The 18422-nt window shown below is 53.4% G+C and carries 14 protein-coding genes; 6 read left to right on the top strand and 8 right to left on the bottom strand.

Annotated features, from left to right (window positions below):
• From CCY01nite_RS18780 to CCY01nite_RS18790, 3 genes are read left to right on the top strand one after another with little or no spacing between them, the layout of a single operon-like run.
• Entirely contained in the window at positions 1-1347 is a 1347-nt protein-coding gene (locus CCY01nite_RS18780) for a lipopolysaccharide biosynthesis protein (protein ID WP_186831140.1), read from the top strand.
• Positions 1344-2564 (top strand): VpsF family polysaccharide biosynthesis protein, encoded by a 1221-nt coding sequence (locus CCY01nite_RS18785; protein WP_146865015.1) that lies wholly within the window; start codon positions 1344-1346, stop codon positions 2562-2564. The genes CCY01nite_RS18780 and CCY01nite_RS18785 overlap by 4 nt, the downstream gene beginning before the upstream one ends.
• A gap of 7 nt (positions 2565-2571) precedes the next feature.
• Positions 2572-3618: a glycosyltransferase gene (locus CCY01nite_RS18790; protein WP_146865017.1), complete on the top strand. Its 1047-nt coding sequence runs from the start codon at positions 2572-2574 to the stop codon at positions 3616-3618.
• A gap of 44 nt (positions 3619-3662) precedes the next feature.
• Here the strand turns inward: CCY01nite_RS18790 and CCY01nite_RS18795 are convergent, their stop codons facing one another.
• The 4 genes from CCY01nite_RS18795 to CCY01nite_RS18810 form a co-directional block, all read right to left on the bottom strand.
• Positions 3663-5222 carry a SusD/RagB family nutrient-binding outer membrane lipoprotein gene (locus CCY01nite_RS18795; RefSeq protein ID WP_146865019.1) on the bottom strand — a complete coding sequence of 520 codons (1560 nt, stop codon included), beginning with the start codon at positions 5220-5222 and terminating at the stop codon, positions 3663-3665.
• A gap of 28 nt (positions 5223-5250) precedes the next feature.
• Positions 5251-8580: a SusC/RagA family TonB-linked outer membrane protein gene (locus CCY01nite_RS18800; protein ID WP_146865021.1), complete on the bottom strand. Its 3330-nt coding sequence runs from the start codon at positions 8578-8580 to the stop codon at positions 5251-5253.
• Positions 8581-8607: 27 nt separating this feature from the next.
• Positions 8608-9564: a FecR family protein gene (locus CCY01nite_RS18805; RefSeq protein ID WP_186831141.1), complete on the bottom strand. Its 957-nt coding sequence runs from the start codon at positions 9562-9564 to the stop codon at positions 8608-8610.
• 76 nt (positions 9565-9640) lie between these two features.
• Positions 9641-10231 (bottom strand): RNA polymerase sigma-70 factor, encoded by a 591-nt coding sequence (locus CCY01nite_RS18810; protein WP_146865025.1) that lies wholly within the window; start codon positions 10229-10231, stop codon positions 9641-9643.
• Between the two features lie 201 nt (positions 10232-10432).
• On the opposite strand from CCY01nite_RS18810, the gene CCY01nite_RS18815 reads away from it, so the two are divergent.
• On the top strand, positions 10433-11293 hold the full coding sequence (locus CCY01nite_RS18815; protein ID WP_146865027.1) for an AraC family transcriptional regulator: 861 nt from the start codon (positions 10433-10435) through the stop codon (positions 11291-11293).
• A 53-nt stretch (positions 11294-11346) separates the two neighbouring features.
• Positions 11347-12339 (top strand): aldo/keto reductase, encoded by a 993-nt coding sequence (locus CCY01nite_RS18820; RefSeq protein ID WP_146865029.1) that lies wholly within the window; start codon positions 11347-11349, stop codon positions 12337-12339.
• A 1-nt stretch (position 12340) separates the two neighbouring features.
• On the opposite strand, the gene CCY01nite_RS18825 is transcribed toward CCY01nite_RS18820, so the two are convergent.
• Genes CCY01nite_RS18825 through CCY01nite_RS18835 form a run of 3 tightly spaced genes read right to left on the bottom strand, consistent with a single transcriptional unit; the run spans position 12341 to position 17183 of the window.
• Positions 12341-13150: a DUF4249 domain-containing protein gene (locus tag CCY01nite_RS18825; protein WP_186831142.1), complete on the bottom strand. Its 810-nt coding sequence runs from the start codon at positions 13148-13150 to the stop codon at positions 12341-12343.
• 5 nt (positions 13151-13155) lie between these two features.
• A complete protein-coding gene (locus tag CCY01nite_RS18830) occupies positions 13156-15225 on the bottom strand; it encodes a TonB-dependent receptor plug domain-containing protein (RefSeq protein ID WP_146865032.1) in 2070 nt (689 codons plus the stop codon).
• A 23-nt stretch (positions 15226-15248) separates the two neighbouring features.
• The gene (locus CCY01nite_RS18835; protein WP_146865034.1) at positions 15249-17183 is read right to left on the bottom strand and encodes an ABC-F family ATP-binding cassette domain-containing protein; all 1935 of its coding nucleotides are present in this window, start codon (positions 17181-17183) and stop codon (positions 15249-15251) included.
• A gap of 70 nt (positions 17184-17253) precedes the next feature.
• Between CCY01nite_RS18835 and CCY01nite_RS18840 the strand changes: the two genes are divergently transcribed.
• Entirely contained in the window at positions 17254-17841 is a 588-nt protein-coding gene (locus CCY01nite_RS18840) for a DUF3347 domain-containing protein (RefSeq protein WP_146865036.1), read from the top strand.
• A 37-nt stretch (positions 17842-17878) separates the two neighbouring features.
• Here CCY01nite_RS18840 and CCY01nite_RS18845 read toward each other — a convergent pair whose 3' ends face one another.
• Positions 17879-18262 (bottom strand): VOC family protein, encoded by a 384-nt coding sequence (locus tag CCY01nite_RS18845; RefSeq protein WP_146865038.1) that lies wholly within the window; start codon positions 18260-18262, stop codon positions 17879-17881.
• Positions 18263-18422 lie beyond the last annotated feature (160 nt).

The raw sequence follows: 18422 nt of genomic DNA on the forward strand, positions 1-18422 counted from the left end.
ATGGAGGAGGCAATAGCAAGCAGATACCGGAAAATGGGCATGCGCGTGCGGGAGCTGATGCCGGCCATACTGGCCTTTGGCGTCCCGGCCACCATCAACCTCGCCAGCATCATGGTATTTACCCGGTTGCTGTCGCTGTACGCTTATGGAGAGCTTTCACTGGCCTGGGTAACTATAGAGTTCACCTGCGGGATATTCTACCGGTGGAGCAAGATGGGTATGATCCGTTTTTTCGACAGAAGCCAGCGCTCCATTATTGTGGGAATACAATTCACCTTCGGCGTATCCTGCCTGATGCTGCTGGTGTTGCTGCTGCTGTTCCTTTTCGGTGAAAGGTCGGGCTGGGTGAGCAGGCACACGTTTATCTTTCCTGTAATGCTCGGGATCATTGCGAGAGGGGTGGCCACTTTTATACAGGACGTGCAGCGGATATACCATGAAAAACTGGCGCGGTACACCTTCGTTTCTTTCCTCTGCAATGCGGCGTACTACCTGCCGGTGATCGGGCTGGCGATATGGACGCGGGGAAATATCCGTGTGGACGCGATCCTGTACATCCAGGCGTTCGCATTGCTGCTCCTGTGCCTCGGCATATCCGCGCGCCCGCTTTGGCTGCTCCGCAAAAAATTATTCCGCAAACAACAGCCGGGGATGTACCGGGGCATCATGCACTATGGCATACCCATCGCCATCGCCTCTGTGGCGATCGGCATGTTCGCACGGATAGACCGGTATGTGATCGAATACGTGCTGGGGTTCAGGGAGCTGGGCATTTATTCCGCCGCTTTCAGCCTCTCGAACCTGGTGGTCAGCTCCATTTTCACCGTGCTTACCATTTCCTCCTATCCGGAGATCATCCGCCGGCTGAACAGCGGCAGGCAGGCGGAGGCGAAAGTTTTGTTCAGACAGAACGGGCAGCTCATTCTAACGGCTGTGCCGGTATTTGTGTGCTGCGCCTGCCTGCTGAATACTTTCCTGTGCCAGGTATTGTTTGGCGGCAAGGCGCCTGAAATATCCGGCGTGTTCCCTTATGTGCTGCTGGCTACTTATCTCTTCAACCTGCGCATCCATTATTTCGACCAGGTGTTTCAGTTTTCGCACACTACCCGCGTATCCATGTACCTGGCTATCGTGCTGGGAGCGGGCCACCTGGCATTGAGCTTCCTGCTGACCCGTACGGCCGGCATTCATGGCATTGCTTTGTCTAACGCATTGATGAGCCTGGCGGGAATAGTGTTCACCTGGGTATTTGTAAGAAGAATTTTCAGGATAGAACTGAGCAAACCTGTAGTTGCGCTCAATATTGCGGGCCTGATCGCCATAACGATATACCTGATGCTGATATGAGGAACACCGCATATATCACTAACCGGTACCTGCTGATCTTTGTGACGGTGCTATGCTTCCTGGGCATCGGCCTGCTGGGCGCCGTGGGGTATACGATGGGCAAAGATGCGTCCAGCGCGGTCACCAAGATACATCCGCTTTCATATGTACTATTGTTTATCAGCATGCTGAACCTGATGCGGGTAAGGGATAAGGAGCAGATACTCCGCGGGCTGTCTTACAACAAGCCGGAATACCAGCTGCTCTTTTTTATCGGTGTCATTGTCTTCTACCTTTACCTGATACAGAACCTTTCTTCTATTTCCTTCATTGTGGATACGCTGGTGTGCCCGGCGCTGCTGGCCATTAACTTCCGGTATTACCCCGAGCGGTTCAAATGGTCTGCCCGGAAGCTGTGCCTGCAGCTGCTGATGATCAATGCATATGTTGCTATAGCGGAACGTTTGTTGTCAATGAACTTCTTTCCGATCGTGACCACCTTTGGCGAGGAGTTCCGTTCCACGGCATTGCTGGGTCATCCGTTGAATAACGCGCTTATCACGTTCGTAGGTTTTTTATATGCCGCTGTGGTGCCCTTGCCGGTGACGCGCAAGCTTTATACGATGACGGTGCTGCTGATCGCCATGGTGTGCTTCGGGGCGAGAGGGGCGCTGTATGCCAGCATGCTCAGCCTGGTCCTGTTGTTCATTGTGCCGGTATTCACATCCCGCAAGGCGTACTTCAAAAAGATCAGCCGCCCGCTCATCATCACAATGCTGACGGTGATGATAATGCTGGTGGTCTATCTCATTCTTTATACTTCATTCGGTGAAAGGCTGGTGGAGGCGTCTTTTTACGACAGCAGCTCGGAAGTGAGGGCGCGGGCTTTCGATATCATAGACCTGGACAATCTTGGCAATTATTTCTTTGCGAAAGACCAGGCGGAAATGGATATGCTGAGCTATTATGCGGATGTAGAGATCATAGAGAACTTTTTTATTTTCTGGGTCTTGAAATTCGGGCTGATCCTGGCGGTGGGGTTGTGTGTGATGATCTACCGGCTTTTTTATCTGCGGATGCCGATACAGAGCAGCTTTAAACGGCATGTTGTTGTTTTACTGCTGCTGCTGGCCGCGGCTACTAATAATTCGCTGAATACGAATACACAGCTGCTGTCCATATTCGTCCTGTTCTTTACCATTCCGGATACGGCAAAGGCTGTACATACTAAACAATGATTTGACCATGAGGATCGCACATGTAATTTTTTCACTGCAAACAGGCGGCGCTGAGCACATGCTGGTGGATATTATCAATGAACAGGTGTCGCAGGCTGAAGTAGCGCTGTTTGTCTTGAATAACGAGGTTAACCCGGAGATCGTCGGGCGGCTGAACAGCGCTGTTCGCTGCAGGACTTTCGGCAGGCGGGAGGGGAGCCGGAATCCCGTTCCTGTGGCTTTGTTCAATGCGGCGCTGCTAAGGGGTAAATTCGATGTCATTCACTGTCATAACCTGAACATGGCGGCCCTGCTGCTGCCTTCGCTCCGGAGAAAAGCAATGCTCACCGTGCATGATACTATCAGCACACCTGAAAATCTTACGCGGTACAACCGCTGTTTTGCTATTTCTTATGCGGTGCGGGATTCTGTGCAGACACATGCATTTACGCACTGCAGGGTTATACAAAACGGTGTAAACTTCAATGAAATAGCGGAACGCCGGGTGATACCGCTCCGCACCGGCAATTTCCGCATATTGCAAGCTGGCCGCCTGCGGCATAAAAAAAAGGGGCAGCACGTTTCAATTGAGGCATTGAGAATATTGAATGAAAGGGGCATTCATGATGTGGAGATCGACTTCATTGGCGAAGGCCCTTCCTGTTCATACCTGCAAAAGCTGGCAGAAGAACTTGGCGTCAGCAGCCATGTGCGCTTTCTCGGTTGTAAAGACCGTGCGTATGTGTACAATAATATACAGTGTTACGACCTAATGGTTCAACCCTCTGTTTATGAAGGCTTCGGCCTTACAATAGTAGAGGCGATGGCCGCAAAAGTACCGGTGTTGGCATCTGCCATTGAAGGCCCCATGGAAGTGCTGGATTCCGGGAGGTATGGTTTTCTTTTCGAGAAAGAAAGCGCCCCGGATATGGCGGACAAAATCATTCACATCATGGGCATTGCGCCGGAGGCCATGCGTGCTTCGGTGGACAAAGCATACGACTATGCGCTGGAAAGGTTCAGCGTAAAAAGAACTGCACGCGATTACCTGGAGGAATACCGGAGGAAAGATTAAAAAGAAAGGCTGTCTCAACAATAAAAGAGACAGCCTTTTCTTTATCAATCCTTCAATATCCACATCACCGCATTCACATTGTCGCTGCCGCTGAACTGCCGCTGGATGGCCTGGTCCAGGTTCTTGTTGTTATAGCTCAGCTCATTGGAGGGATAGAGCCAGCGCAGGGGGAATTGTGTGGTGGGGGTGTTGAGGTTGGTGCTGGAATTGAGCACGAACGCCGGATACCCGGTACGCCTTTGTTCATACCAGGCGTTATAGTTGCTCCCCTGCAAAAAGCCCGCGATATATTTTTGCGTGATGATCTGCTTCAGCTGGTCCTGCATGCTGCCGGTGAGCGCGTTGTTGGTGACGTATTGCGCGATGTAGGCGTCATCTATTTTCATGTTGTGATGATAATCCGCTACATCCGGCGTATAGGTTGCGGTGAACTTCATGGCATTGGTAATGCCCGCTGCGTAGTAACTCTGCGCGGTGGTTCCGGTTACCCAGCCCCTGATGGTTGCTTCGGCCAGTATGAACTGCTGCTCCTGGTAGCTGAAAACGCTCACGGGTTCCGCGTTTACAAGATTCACGTAGCGGTTGTTCAGGTCTGAATAGTCTTTCGAAACACGCATGGTTTGCAGGTCGGGGAATGCATCGGATGGCTCGGCGCCGAGATAGGCGTCCCAGTCGTCCGGCTGCATGCCGTTCGCTATTTTAACGGGAGAGGGCTTGGCGTAGTAGAACAGCCGGCGGTCGCCCATGGCTTTCATGGGATCGATGAGCGTTGCGGAAAGCATGGTGTAGTTGGATTTTACGAAGGAATTTCCCGAGCCGGCCGGTACGTCGGACCATGGATAGTTCTGCCCCGCGGTGGCGTTGTAGGCCAGCGCGAAGTTATCTTCGTATGTGCGTAACAGTGGCCGGTTGGCTACGATCTCCTTAAACCGCCCGATCACGTCCAGGTCGGTGTCTGCTGTTTTCCGGTACAGGTTCATGAGCACATGCAGCTGGAAGCCGTTGGCAAGCCTCCGCCAGTTATCGGTTTTCCCGTTAAAGATCGGATCGCCCGCGAAATCGGTGCCCTGCGCAAAGAGCATGTCTGCGCTGTCCAGCTCGTTGATGATGCCGAGAAAAACTTCTTTCTGCGTATCGTAGCGCGGCTGGATGATATCTTCCGATTCGCCTTTCACGGCTTCGGAATAGGGAATGTCGCCCACCTGCATGGTGGTCTGGAAGAATTGCCAGGCACGGATGAAATGCCCCAGCGCTTTGTAGGACTTCGCCTGGCCTTCATCCTGCGCGGCGGTGATCATGGGCGTAACATTGCGCAACAGCAGGATGCGGTCGAAGCTGGCCCGCCCGAACCTGTTATACTGCAGGTTTTCCTGGCCTTCTCCCCAGGTGAGATATTTGCCCAGCAGGTAGGGCTGCATGAAGCCTTTCGTGTTGCTGATGCTGCTCCTCGTAACGTTGAGGATCATATTGGTGGCGAGCATGGCGGAAGTAACCTGCGTGGTCTGGTTGGGATTGGTATTGATCTCGTTGAATTTCGAGCACCCCGCCCAGAGGACCACAGCTGGCAGGATGATGAAGATGTATCTGGACATTGAACGTTTCATGTGATTGCTTTTTGATGGATGATGCTGATCAGAATCCTACCCTGAAATTGATGCCCACCATTCGCTGGGAGGGAGCGTTCAGGTTTTCGTCGTCCACATCCGGGTCAGAGAACCTGAATTTGGTAAAGAGGAAGAGGTTCTGCGCGGTAACGGAAACAGATGCGCTCTTGATGCCGGATTTGCCCAGCACGCTGGAAGGCACCCTGTAGCCGAGGGACATTTCACGAATTTTCACAAAGGATTTTTTCTGCACGCCGTAATCTCCCGCCCGGAAGTTCTGCGTATAATCCTGGTAAGAAACCTGTACGTCGTTCGTGGCATATTTGCGGGAGTCGCTGGTGATGTTGCCGAAGTTATCGTAGGTAACGCTGCCGGAAGTTACTTTCACGCCATTGCCCACATAGTTCGTTTTTCCGTTCACCACTTCATCATACCGCCAGTTATTGTCCGTATCCGGATGCGTGCCGGTATCAAACATCTTGTCGTTGACATAGTTGTACATCAGGCCGCCGATGCGCCCGTCGATATTCAATCCCATGGTAAAATTCCCGAACAGGAAAGTGTTGATGAAACCGAAGCTGAAGTCGGGGTCCGTGTAGCCGTATTTTTTTACATAGTCGCTTTCCATGGGGTAGCCGTTATTGTGGATCACGTTGCCCTGCGGGTCCCGCAGCCAGTAGTAGTCGGTATAGTTATCCAGGCGCTCGCCTTTTTTCACCCAGGGGCTTTTGGCGGAGTACACGGAGTCCAGGTCTTTATAATAACGATGCTGGTTGGAGAAGTTGATCGTGGATATCCATTCAAACCGGCTGTTCCTGATCACAGAGCCGCCGAGCGTTATCTCGATCCCTTTGCGGACGTATGTTTCGTCTGTATTCACCAGCGTGCTGGAAAAGCCGGAAGCGTTGGAGATGGAGGCGGGTATCTGGCGGTTATAATAGTATTTGTTGAAATAGGCCACATCCAGGTTTACCCGTTTCTGGAAGAGATAGGCGGCCGTACCGATCTCCCAGGTGCGCTGTGAGCTGGGCAGGAGGCTTGCACCCAGCAGGTTGGAAGGGTAGCTGGCGGAGTTCAGGGTATTCCAGGCGGCTGTGGAGGTCGAGTACAGGCGGTTGATGGCATATACATCCGCCGGTGTTTTAAAAGTGGCCCAGGAGCCGCGGACCTTCCACATGTCTACAAAACCGGGCAGCATCAGGAATTCGGACAGCACCACGCTGGACCCGATGGAGGGGTAGAAGTAGGCGCGGTTCTCTTCGGGCTGCGAGGAGTTCCAGTCGTTACGCCCGGTAGCGTCAATGAACACGGCGTTCTTCCATCCGATGGCGGCTCTTCCGTACAGGCTGTTCACCTGCCTGCTCTGATAGCCGGGCGAAATGGTGGGCGGCTCTACAGAACCCGCGAGGGAGTAAAAGGTGGGGGAGGTGAGGCCGTTCTTCGTGCTGGCGGAAAGGGTTTCATCCACCCAGCGGTAGATGGTGCCGCCGGCCATCACGTCAAAAGTAAAATCACCTGCTTTTTTCTGGTAGTTGAGCATGATATCATCGTTCGTGCTCCAGCCGTAATCCTTGTCGATCCGGTAAAGCCCGCGTGCGTTCCAGCCTCCGCGGGTGGAGTAGATGTTGGCGGTGGGATTGGAGAACGTTTCCTTGTTATCATACACATCATAGCCTATCCGCAGCAGGAGGCTAAGCTCCGGCGTGAATTTGTAGTTGGCGGTAAGACTGGCGTTGATGGTGCTTTGCTGGATGCCGTTCAGTTTTTCGTATGCGATCAGGTAAGGATTGTCGTACCAGTTGGTGTACATCCAGTTTTGTGTCTGATACGGCACTTTCCAGTAGTCGCGGTACTGGCGGATGTCGTATTCGGGACCCGTCCACATGGTGAGCTGGTAAATGTAGCCCTGGTTGCCGTAACCCGAACCCCAGATCTGCGGCGCTGTTCTCCGGCTGATGCCTACGTGGCTTTCCAGCGTGAATTTGTTGGTAGCCTTCAGTTCCCCGCCTACGGTGAAGTTGAACATGTTGAGTTTGGCATTGGGGAACTGGCCTTTGTTGTAGATATGGTTCAGTGATGCGCGGAAGCTGCCGTACTGCCCGCTTTGCGCAACGCTGATATTATTGTTGGTGATCAGGCCCGTTTCCATGAAGTTCTTCAGGTTGTTCTTGCCGAGGGAGTTGAGCGGCCTGTCATCTTCGAATTGTTTGGTGACGGGGTTCCAGTCCCGGGCGGTTTCGCCGATGTCCAGCTTCGGGCCCCATACGTAGTCGTTGTCGATCTCTCCATTCTGCCCGCGAGCGTAGGAGCTTTGTATTTTGGGGATGGCGAGGAAGCCGGTTTGCAGCATGGTGTTGCTGTTGATGGAAATGGAGAGGCCGCCGCCGGAGCCTTTTTTGGTGGTGACGAGGATCACGCCGCCCGCGGCCCGGGAGCCGTACAAAGCGGAAGCGGTCGGTCCCTTCAGGATATCGATGCTTTCGATGTCGTCTGTCGGCAGGTCGCGCAAGCTGGTATTGCCGTAGGGCACGCCGTCTATTACCAGCAGCGCGCCTTCGCCCCGCAGCTCAATGGTGGGCCGCGCAAAGAACTCGGTGGAATTTTTGATCACCAGTCCGGCCGCCTGCCCGGTCAGCGATGTAGCCACGTCTACGCCCTTCACCGTTTGCACCGCATCGCCCTTTACCTTTTGTACGGCATATCCGAGCGCTTTTTCCTGCCTCCTGATGCCCAGCGCCGTTACCACGAACTGGTCCAGCGCGATGGCGGATTCGCGCAACACGATGTCAATGGTCTGCTGGCCGGTGAAAGCCTGTTCCACCGAGGTGTAGCCGAGCAGGCTGAACACCAGCACATCGCCGTTGTTCACGGGGTCCAGCCTGAACTGGCCGTTCATGTCCGTAGTTGTTCCCCTGCTGCTGCCTTTTATGTGCACGCTGACGCCCGGCAGTGCGTTGCCCGCGGAGTCTTTTACCACCCCTTTTACGGGCTCGCGCTGCGCTTCTTCAATAATGTCCAGGATGCTCTTGTGCGTATCAGGCTGCCCTGCTTTCACAACGTACAGGCGGCCGGCGATCTTCCGGCAAACGAGGCCCAGCGGCGAAATGTATTTGTTGAGCCGCGTTTCAATATTCCGGGCCCTGAATTCCCGTATATCCGGGATCGTTACCTGTTTCCCTTTTAACAGTTCCGTGTTGTAATTGAAACGAACATCGAGCCGGCTTTCGAGTTCATTGATCACGGTGATAAGCGATACTGCCCGGGGGCTGGCGCCGGACTGGGTCGCGGATAGCTGCAGACTGCATAGCAACAGGATAGCCATGATCAATCTGGAGCGGATAGATCTTATTTTTTTCATAGTGTTATCTTGGTTGTTGGCGAGATGCTATTTGTTAACGTGAATCTGGTTGTTTTGTAAGTGAATTTTAAGTGAGAATGCCTGTTCCAATGTTGTTAATGCCTGTTGCAGGTCGTTGGACGGGAGATAGCCGGTAAAGAGCAGATCTTCCGCGCCGGTGTGGTCGAACACTGCTTCATAGCCATATTGTTCCCCGAGTTGCCGCATGACCGTTTTCAGCGATTGTTCGCGGAAAGCGATCAGGTCGTATTTCCAGGAAGTGTAGCGCAGCGTGTCCGCCGGCTGTGCGGAGAGCTTTCCCGTTGCGGCGTCGTAGTCCGCCATCTCACCCGGCCGGAGTATGATGCTTTGCCGGGCCGAGCCTACTTTTACACTGCCTGAATTCAGCACTACCTGTGTTTTTTCTTCCTTTGTGTTGACGTTGAAGGAAGTGCCCAGCACGGTAACATCGAGCTTGCCGCCCGCATGCACTACGAAGGGCCGGCTTGCCTGCTGCTCAACGGTAAAGAACGCTTCCCCGTTCAGCCATACTTCGCGGCTGTTTTTTAAATTGACGGACAGGCGGGCCTGCTGGTTCAGTTTGATGATGGTACCGTCTTCCAGCTCGATGGTCTGAACCGTTCGGGTGCCGTTCTCATAATGTTGCAGCGCATTTTTGGGGGAGTATTGCAGGGCGATCAGCGAAGCGATAGCGATGGCCGGCACTATCACCGCCGCGGCCCTTACCCAGGTGCGTTTCCAGAAGGGCTTTATCCGCCGTATGGCGCCGGACCGGTATAAAATGGACGTTAGCACAGCTTCGGCGGCCCATGCGGGCATTTCCGGCCAGCTGCCGTCCGGTTGCAGTTCTTCCACGGAGGGGATCGCTTCCGGCGAGGGGTTGTGCCGCAGGTACCCGAGGATCTGCCGACGTTCCTCCGGTGTGCAGGTGCCTGCCGCCAGCCTGATAAACAGTTTTTTTATGTGATCCTGCTTTTCCTCCATCGGATTCAGATAAGATTGATCTATAGTAATACGGTCAGGAACGGGATGAGGACGATCGGGGAATAAAATATTTTTTTCAGGCGGGTAAGAGGATGTTGAACGCGGCCAGCAGCATGGCGATGTCCGCATGGCGGTGGAGGTACGCGCGCACAAAGCGGGAGGCTTTTACGAGCTGGTCCCGGACGGTGTTGACGGAGATGCCGAGGCGGTCGGCGATTTCCTGGTTGCTGAGCCCTTCTACTTTGCTCATTTTATAGATCAGCTGACGTTGCGCGGGGAGGCGGGAGATGGCGTTCATCCTGAGTTCTTCCAGCTGCTTTGTATAGAGCTGATGATCGGAGGCGCCAAAGCCTTCTTCGAAGGTTTGCAGAAAGCGTTTCCGGAATTTTTCGTCATGCACGGCTTTGCGGAGGTAATCGAATACGTAGTTGCGGGCAGACCGGAAAAGATAAGCCTTCAGCGGTCTGGAGGGGTCCAGCGCTTCATGCCGTTGCCATATCTTCATGAAAACTTCCTGTACTGTGTCCAGCGCCACTTCCGGCGAGCCGCACAGCTTCAGGGAGTACCCGTAGATCTGGTTCCGGTACCTGTCATATAATACGCTGAAAGCCGCCTGATCCCTGTCCCTGATCATTCCGCACAGCGCTTCGTCGGTTGTGTCCAGCATTGCCCCACAGATTTTGGTTAAACGGTACTAACTGTTACGGGTTAGTGAGTCAAATATATAAAATAACAAATGGCAAAGCGTTCCGTGGTATGAATTTCGGATTATTTTCATGTTAAAGGGGGGCTTGCGTTGCCATGAAGCGATTGTTTTTGCTTGCGTACCTGTTTGGGCTTAACTTTGGATCTGTCACTATTTTATTTCATGCAGAACATCGGATCATTCCTCCACATCTATAAACAGAACAGCGTACTCCCCATCCGCCTGGTTTCTCCAACCTTCGGCCATCTTCCGGCAGATATTACGGACAAATATGGCCTTGCCCACCGCAAGCCGCACTACTTTTTCATCTTTATGCTGAAGGGCGTCACCCTCCACGGCGTTGATCTTCAGCAGTTCGACATAAAAAGGAACGAGCTGCTTTTCATCGTCCCACATCAAATCCACCAGCTGCCATCTACCAAACTCGGTACGGACTATTTCAAGCTCGGTTTTGATGAGGACTGCCTTTCTCTCTTACCCAAACAGTATCCCTTCCTCATCAACCCTTTCAACAGGCAGAAAATTCAATTTTCCGCATCATCCGCGGCAAGACTTAAGTCTGTTTTCGAAATACTCCGCGAATTGCTAAGTGATATGAACACCAGTCCTGACCTCGTTCTTGCGCACCTCAACAGCTTGCTGGCGGAGATCAACGCCGCGTATTTCTCGGCGGACAAAAATCCCGCAGACGAGAGGCTCTCGAAATACACCCGGTTTAAAATCTTTGTAGAGGACAACCTTACGGATCACATGACCGTTCAGGATATTGCTGAAAAACTTTCCCTTAACACCAATGGCTTATACAACATCGTCAAGCACTATTCCGGGCTTTCGCCCAAGGAGTTCATCACCAACCGCCTGATACTGGAAGCCAAACGGCGCCTTTATTATGCCGAAAGTTCTTCGGTGAAGGAGCTGGCTTACGGGCTTGGCTTCAATGATCCCGAATACTTCTCCCGCCTGTTTAAAAAAGCCACCGGCAAAACGGTTTCCGCCTTCATTCAGGATTTGTCAGGGAACTAATGTGTTTTGTCCGGTTCCTTTACTGATGTTCGCGGGATATTTGTTCAAAAAAAATGATGAACAGAAAACTGGGAACAAACGGCCCTGATGTATCCGCAATAGGATTGGGATGCATGGGAATGTCCGGCGTTTATGGGCAAAGTGACGATCAGGAATCTATTGCCACCATTGAAAGAGCTTTGGAACTCGGGCATAATTTTTTAGACACGGCCGATTTCTACCGGGTAGGCCACAACGAAGAGGTGATCGCACAGGCCATCAAAGGTAAGCGGGGCAAAGCTTTCCTTTCTGTGAAGACCGGCATGTTCGTTGCACCCGGACCTAATAAAGCAATGACCATGGCGCGTGTAAACGGGCATCCTGATTATATCCGTCATGCTGTGCTTTTCAGTCTTCAGCGGCTCAAAACGGATTACATCGATCTTTATACACCTGCGCGGGTAGATCCCAACGTTCCCATCGAAGACACCATCGGCGCATTATCCGAGCTTGTTGAAAAAGGCGTCATCCGTTACATTGGTCTTTCAGAGGCCTCCGCGGCAAGCATCCGCAAGGCCGCCGCGGTGCATCCCATTACGGCGCTGCAAATTGAATACTCCCTGTGGAGCCGTGACATTGAAGCGGAAGTGCTGCCAGCCATCCGCGAACTGGGCATTGGCCTCGTGGCTTATTCTCCGTTGAGCCGCGGTTTTTTGAGCGGGGAGTTCCAAAAACCGGAAGATATAAAGGATAACCGCGCGCACATGCCGCGCTTCCAGGGCGAAAACTTTTACAGGAACCTGGAGCTGGTGGAAAAGATCAGGGCGCTGGCCGCTGAAAAAGGGTGTACGCCGTCGCAGCTGGCGATTGCCTGGGTGTTGGCGCAGGGAGAGGATATTATTACCATTCCGGGTACGAAGCGTATAAAGTATTTAGAGGAAAATATTGCATCGGAGCATGTGCGGCTGACGGAGGAGGATTTGCGGAGTATTGAAGCTATTATGCCGGCGGGAGTGGTTTCCGGTACGCGGTATCCGGAGATGTTCATGCATCATTTGAACAAGTAGATCAATTGATAACAACCCTCATCCCCTGGTACTGCACCGTATGCGCGCTGAAATACCCCAACGCCCCCCCGGTCACATTACTCACCGGGTTGGCCGGCGTTGCCAGCACATCGGAGCCGCTGGCGCCCGTGTTCAGGCTGTACCAGAATTTGTAAACGTTCGGATCTATGCACTGCATCTCCACATAAAGGCTGTCGCCTTCTTTCAGGTCATCTTCTTCCCGGATTTCCGCGGGGGAGTACAGGGCAAGAAACACGTCGCGGCCATTGGAGAGGTTGTCGTTATTCACAAATATATCCGGCCGTTGTTCGCCGTTCACGTATTGCACGAAGTTATAGCTATTGCCCGGCGCCTGCGGGTCGCGGTATCCCACATTCGCCACCACGCGGCTGCGCCCGGCAACGGACGCACGGCCTACCCACAGCGCGTCGAAGTTCACGGGGTCGGGCATCTTGCTGGATGCGGTAAAAATGTGATTGTCTATCGTCGCTTTCAGCTGATAGGTATGACCGGGAACGCCGTGTAGGCTTAAACTTTCATATACGCCCTTCCTTACTTCAGCCAGCGTCACGGGGGCGCCGCCGTTGTCGGACACCTGTATCACCGCGCCGCTGACGCCGCGGAAATTATTGTCGTCTGTAAAATTGCTGGTGGTGGACAGCAGCACGCGGCAGGTATCTTCATTGGTGATGATGCCTTCTATCACATATTTTTTTTCCGCAGGATGCAGGCCCGCATTGATCACTTTCTCGCAGGCGGTGAAAAGTCCGGCGGCCGTGATAGTACATATGAGTTGAAGTATCCTGTTCATCAGCATTAAAAATTGAAATTGTAAGTGATGGAAGGCACGAAACGGAACAGGGTCACCTGCACCGCTTCCGTGTAATCCGGGTTTTCCCTGGACTCGCGGAAGTAGATGGAATAGGCGTTCTCCCGGCCATAAGCATTGTACACGCCGAAGTGCAGCGCGGAGTTGCGCAGCTGCAGCGTTGCCGCCACGTCCAGCCGGTGATAGGCGGGCATGCGGTAGCCGTTGCGTTCGGTGTAATAATACACCAGCCTGTCGTCCATGACGATGTACTTGCCGGCGGGAAAGGTCACCGCATTGCCGGTATGGTACACCCAGTTGGCGGAAAGCACCCATTTTTTCGACACCTGCCAGGAGGAAACAACGGATATCTCGTGCGTTCTGTCCTGCTTCGCGTTATACCATTCGTTATCATTGATGCCGTTGATCCTGCGTTCTGTTTTGGACAGCGTATACCCGATCCAGCCGGTCAGCTTCCCTGTTTTCTTTTTCAGCAGCCATTCCATGCCGTATGCCCGGCCTTTTCCCACGAGCAGCATGGTTTCTATAGGCTCATTGGAAAATATCTCGGCGCCGTTGCGGTAGTCCAGCTGGTTTTTGAGCGATTTGTAATAGGTTTCCACCGTCAGCTCGTACCTGTCGCCGGAGATGCTTCTGGAATAGCCGGCGCTTACCTGGTCGGCAATTTCCGGTTTGATCAGGTTGGAGCTGGCAATCCATTTATCGGTTGGATTGGCGGAAGTGGCGTTGGAGATCAGATGCAGATGCTGCACGTTGCGGGTGAAGGCAAGGCTGAGCGAGCCGGTCTTGTGCACTTCATAGCGGATGGCAACGCGGGGCTCGAGGTTGAGGTAGGTTTTTACCACTTCACCGCGGCCGGTGCGCAGGGTATCGGTGATCTTTCCATCTTCGTTGATCCGGTAAAAATCCCCGCCGCCGAATACCATGAACCCGGTTGCGCGAAGGCCATATGAAATGTTGAGCTGGTCGCTGGCTTTCCAGGTGTTGTTGACATAGAGAGCATTGTCCAGCGAATATCTTTTGGGTTGCTGCTGGTTATTGATGCCGGAGTTTTCGCCGCCTTCCAGCAGCAGCGGGTACATTGTATGCCAGGTACTTTGCCATCCGGCGCGGGTTTCATGCCGGGCGTTAGCGGTATAGAGAAATTCCGCTTTCGCGGTGTAATCCCTGATCCTTGAATAGATGGACACAGCTTCGTCCGCCAGCAGGGTGGAAGTGGTGTTCTCGTAGCTGCTGTAGTGCACGGACAGGAAAGACATGAGCTTGTTGCTGTAGATATGCCGCCAGCGCAGGGAAGCTACGCTGTTGCCCCATTCCAGGCCAAAGGCATTGCTGAGCCGCATCACATCTTTGCCGGTGTAGGCGGAAAGGTCCAGCTCGTCTTTCAGGCCAAGCCGGAAGTTCATTTTCAGGTTCAGGTCGTAAAAGTTCAGGTCGCTTTTGCGGATGGCGGAATCCCGTGAAAGCTTGGCGAACAGGTCCGCATACGTTCTTCTGCCGGACAGGAGAAAGGAGGATTTATTTTTGACGATGGGGCCTTCCACGTTCAGGCGCGCGGCGATCAGCCCGGCGCCGCCGCTGATATGATACTGTTCGTCGTCGCCATTGTTGGTAGTGGCGTCTACCACCGAGGAAAGGCGTCCGCCGTATTGCGCAGGCATGGCGTTCTTGTAAAAGGAAAGGTCTTTGATGGCGTCGCCGTTAAAGGTGGAAAAGAAGCCCATGAGGTGGGACGCATTGTACACCGGTGTGCCGTCCAGCAGAATGAGGTTCTGGTCCGCGCTGCCGCCTCTTACGTAGAAGCCACTGTTACCGTCGCCGGCGGATTTGATGCCTGGCAGCAGCTGTATTGTTTTCAGGATGTCCCGCTCGCCCATGAAAACGGGGATATGCTCCATTTCTTTCAGTGAAAAGTGCTCCATGCCCAGGGTGCGGGGCACTACCTTGGTAATGGTGACGCCTTTCAGGGTATCGCGGGATACGATCACGCGGGAGGTGTCCTGCGCGTACAGGGAGGTGTAAACAAAACAGGATAATATGGCGGGAAATAGTTTCATTGAAAAGGTTGCATTGAACGCGTTTACCCCTGCACCTTCGCTTCCAGCTCCATTACTTTCTCAAATACGTTCTCATATTCCTCATTCGCCTGCGCAAGCGCCGTTCCGGCCTGTTTATATGCTTCTTCGGCTGTGCGGAACTTTTGCTTGTCGCTATACACATCGGGGTTTCCCAGCGCCGTTTCCAGCTGCTGCACGTCTGCTTTCAGCTTCGCGATCTTTTCTTCCAGCTGCTGGAATTGCCTTTGCTGCTTTTGCAGCTCTTTTTTCAGTTCTTTATCGATGGGGGGATTTTTAGCGGCCGGCTGCTGCGGGGCTGCCACGCTTTTTTTTTCAGGTTTGGGTGGCTGCGCCTGCTGGGCCATGCGTTTTTTCCATTCTTCCCACTCTGCATAGGTGCCTTTAAATTCCTTGATCTCGCCGTCTACGATCTCCCATATTTTGTTGGCCGTGCGGCTCACAAAATAACGGTCGTGCGACACGAGCACCAGGCTGCCTTCGTATTTGCCGAGGGCGTCAATGAGCATTTCCACGGAGTTCATGTCCAGGTGGTTCGTGGGTTCGTCCAGCAGCAGGAAGTTGGCCTGGCTGATGATCACTTTGGCGAGCGCTACGCGGGCTTTTTCACCGCCGGACAATATCCGGATCTTCTTGAACACATCGTCGCCCTGGAACAGGAAGCACCCGAGCAGCGAGCGCAGTTCCATTTCCGTTTTGCCGCTGCCGCAGCTTTTCAGCTCTTCCAGTATCTCGTTGTCCATATGCAGCGCTTCCAGCTGGTGCTGCGCATAAAAGCTCATCACCACGTTATGGCCGGGGGTGCGGTTGCCTTCGATGGGTTCGGTGCCGGCGATCACGCGCAGCAGGGTGGATTTACCCTTACCGTTGGCGCCGATCAGCGCGATCTTGTCCCCACGGTTGATCTCGGCGCTGGCATTGCTGAGGATGTGCAGGTTGCCGAAGGATTTGCTCACGCCTTCCAGCGTGCTTAATATCTTGCCGGGCATTTTGTCTACCGAGAAGTTCATGCGGATCTTCGAGGGGCCGCCATCTACCTGCTCCACGCGCTCCAGTTTGTCCAGCCGCTTGGCGATGCTCTGCGCCTGCGCCGCTTTGGAGGCTTTCGCCTTGAAGCGTTCGATGAACTTTTCCTGCTGGCGGATGTAATCCTGCTGATTTTCGTATGCGCGTTGCTGTAACTCGCGGCGCAAGACTTTCTCTTCTTCAAAAGCGGAGTAGTTGCCGCTGTAGTGATGCAGTTCCTCCTGGTAAAGCTCCACTACTTTATTGACCATCCTGTCCAGGAAAAAGCGGTCGTGCGATACGATGATCACGGCGCCGTTGTAGTTGGAGAGATATTTTTCCAGCCATTCGATGGAGGGGAGGTCGAGGTGGTTCGTCGGTTCGTCGAGCATGAGCACATCGGGCTGCTGCAGGATGAGCCTGGCCAGCAGTACGCGCATGCGCCATCCGCCGGAGAACTGGTTGTAAGGGCGTTCCAGGTCCGCCGTGCTGAAGCCGAGACCTTCCAGCACCGTGGCGGTCTTGTGACGGATATTGTAGCCGTCCAGCGTATCGAACTCGTGCAATTTGTCGCTGTACTCATGCAGCAGGGCCTCATCCTGGGAATGTTCCAGTTTTTCGGTAAGGATCTCCAGTTCCTTTTCCACCTTGAGCGCCTGTTCAAAGGCCGTCATGCCCACGTTCAGGATGGAATCGTCGGTTTCAAAGCTGAGGAGGTCCTGGTTAAAGAAACCGATGCTCAGGTTCTTTATCTTGTTGATGCTGCCTTTCGAAATGGTGTATTCCCCGTTGATGATACGGAGCAGGGTGGATTTACCGGTGCCGTTCAGCCCCACGAGGCCAACGCGGTCGCCGGGCACGATGTGCCAGGAAGAGTCTTCCACGATCGTTCTTGCGCCAAATTCAAATGTGATGTCCTGCAGTGCGATGAGCATACTAAAATTGCTGTTAAACGCGCAAAGATAGTACATTTTTTGGTGGTATATTTGCCCAAAAACCAATCGTATGCGTTTGAAACAATGTTTATGGATACTGGCTGCGGGCGCTGTTTTCGCCGCCTGTCAGCAACCCGGCAAGACGGCGGCGGCTGACGACACGCAGCAGGAAACGGCCGGATTGCCATCCAGCCTGTCCCCGGAATTTTATGATTCTCTGAAACTGGCCATGAGCGCATACTATCAATTGTCAGGCGCACTGGTGAAAGCGGATACGCAGGCGGCGGACATAGCGGCGGCGGCGTTGAAATATCATCTGGACAGCCTGCCGGTGGCCCGGCTGGAAGTGGATTCCACCCGCAAGGGCATCCTCCTGGGCAGCGCGGGCGACATCGCAGCGGAGCTGAATGGCATGCTGATCGAGAAAGGCGGGCTGGAAGCGCGGCGTACGTCGTTCAAAATGGTGTCCGACCAGTTGTACGACCTGTTACAGAATACCGGGCTGAAAGGCGGCACCGTGTACCGCCAGCATTGCCCCATGGCGTTCGGGGACCGCGGCGCCTACTGGCTCAGCGATAATGCGGAAATACTGAATCCCTACTTCGGGGATGAAATGCTGCATTGCGGCAGCGTGACGGACACGTTGCGCTTTCAGTGATCATTGCCCGTAAAATGCATCTTCGGGGAGAGGGTTGTTACATGTGAAATACATTGAACCGGTGACCGTCAGGGTCAGCAAACACAAAACCGTAATAACCCTCTCCAAACTCTTCCGGCCTGGAAACGATCGTTCCCCCGGCTTCCTGCACCGCTTTTTCCCAGTTATTCACCTCTTCCTTCGTGTCGGCAGAAAGGGTGAATATTATTTCATTCCCGGCTTTTGCATCAACTATCGGCCCCTTCATCGCCGGCTCAAGCACATCCTTCAAAAAGAAATGGATGATAAAATTGTCCTTGCCAAAGAAGAAGCTGGTCAGTTGCTCCGACGCTCCGTTTTGTTTAAACCCGATCTTTTTATAGAACGCCGTGGTGCGTTCCAGGTCCTGTACACCGAAATTGGCCCAGATTTTTGTTTTCATTGCTAAAGGTTTATAGTGAATAGTTGTATTGGTTTCAAAGATAGCCTTTAAGCTTGTCAGGCACGATGGCTATTCATGAAATTCTGCGGGGGGATTTCCGCCAATCTTCCGGCAATAATTTTGCAACAAGCTTTGTGGCGCCGGCAACAAAACACCGGTG

The organism is Chitinophaga cymbidii (assembly GCF_007992715.1).
GTDB classification, from domain to species: domain Bacteria; phylum Bacteroidota; class Bacteroidia; order Chitinophagales; family Chitinophagaceae; genus Chitinophaga; species Chitinophaga cymbidii.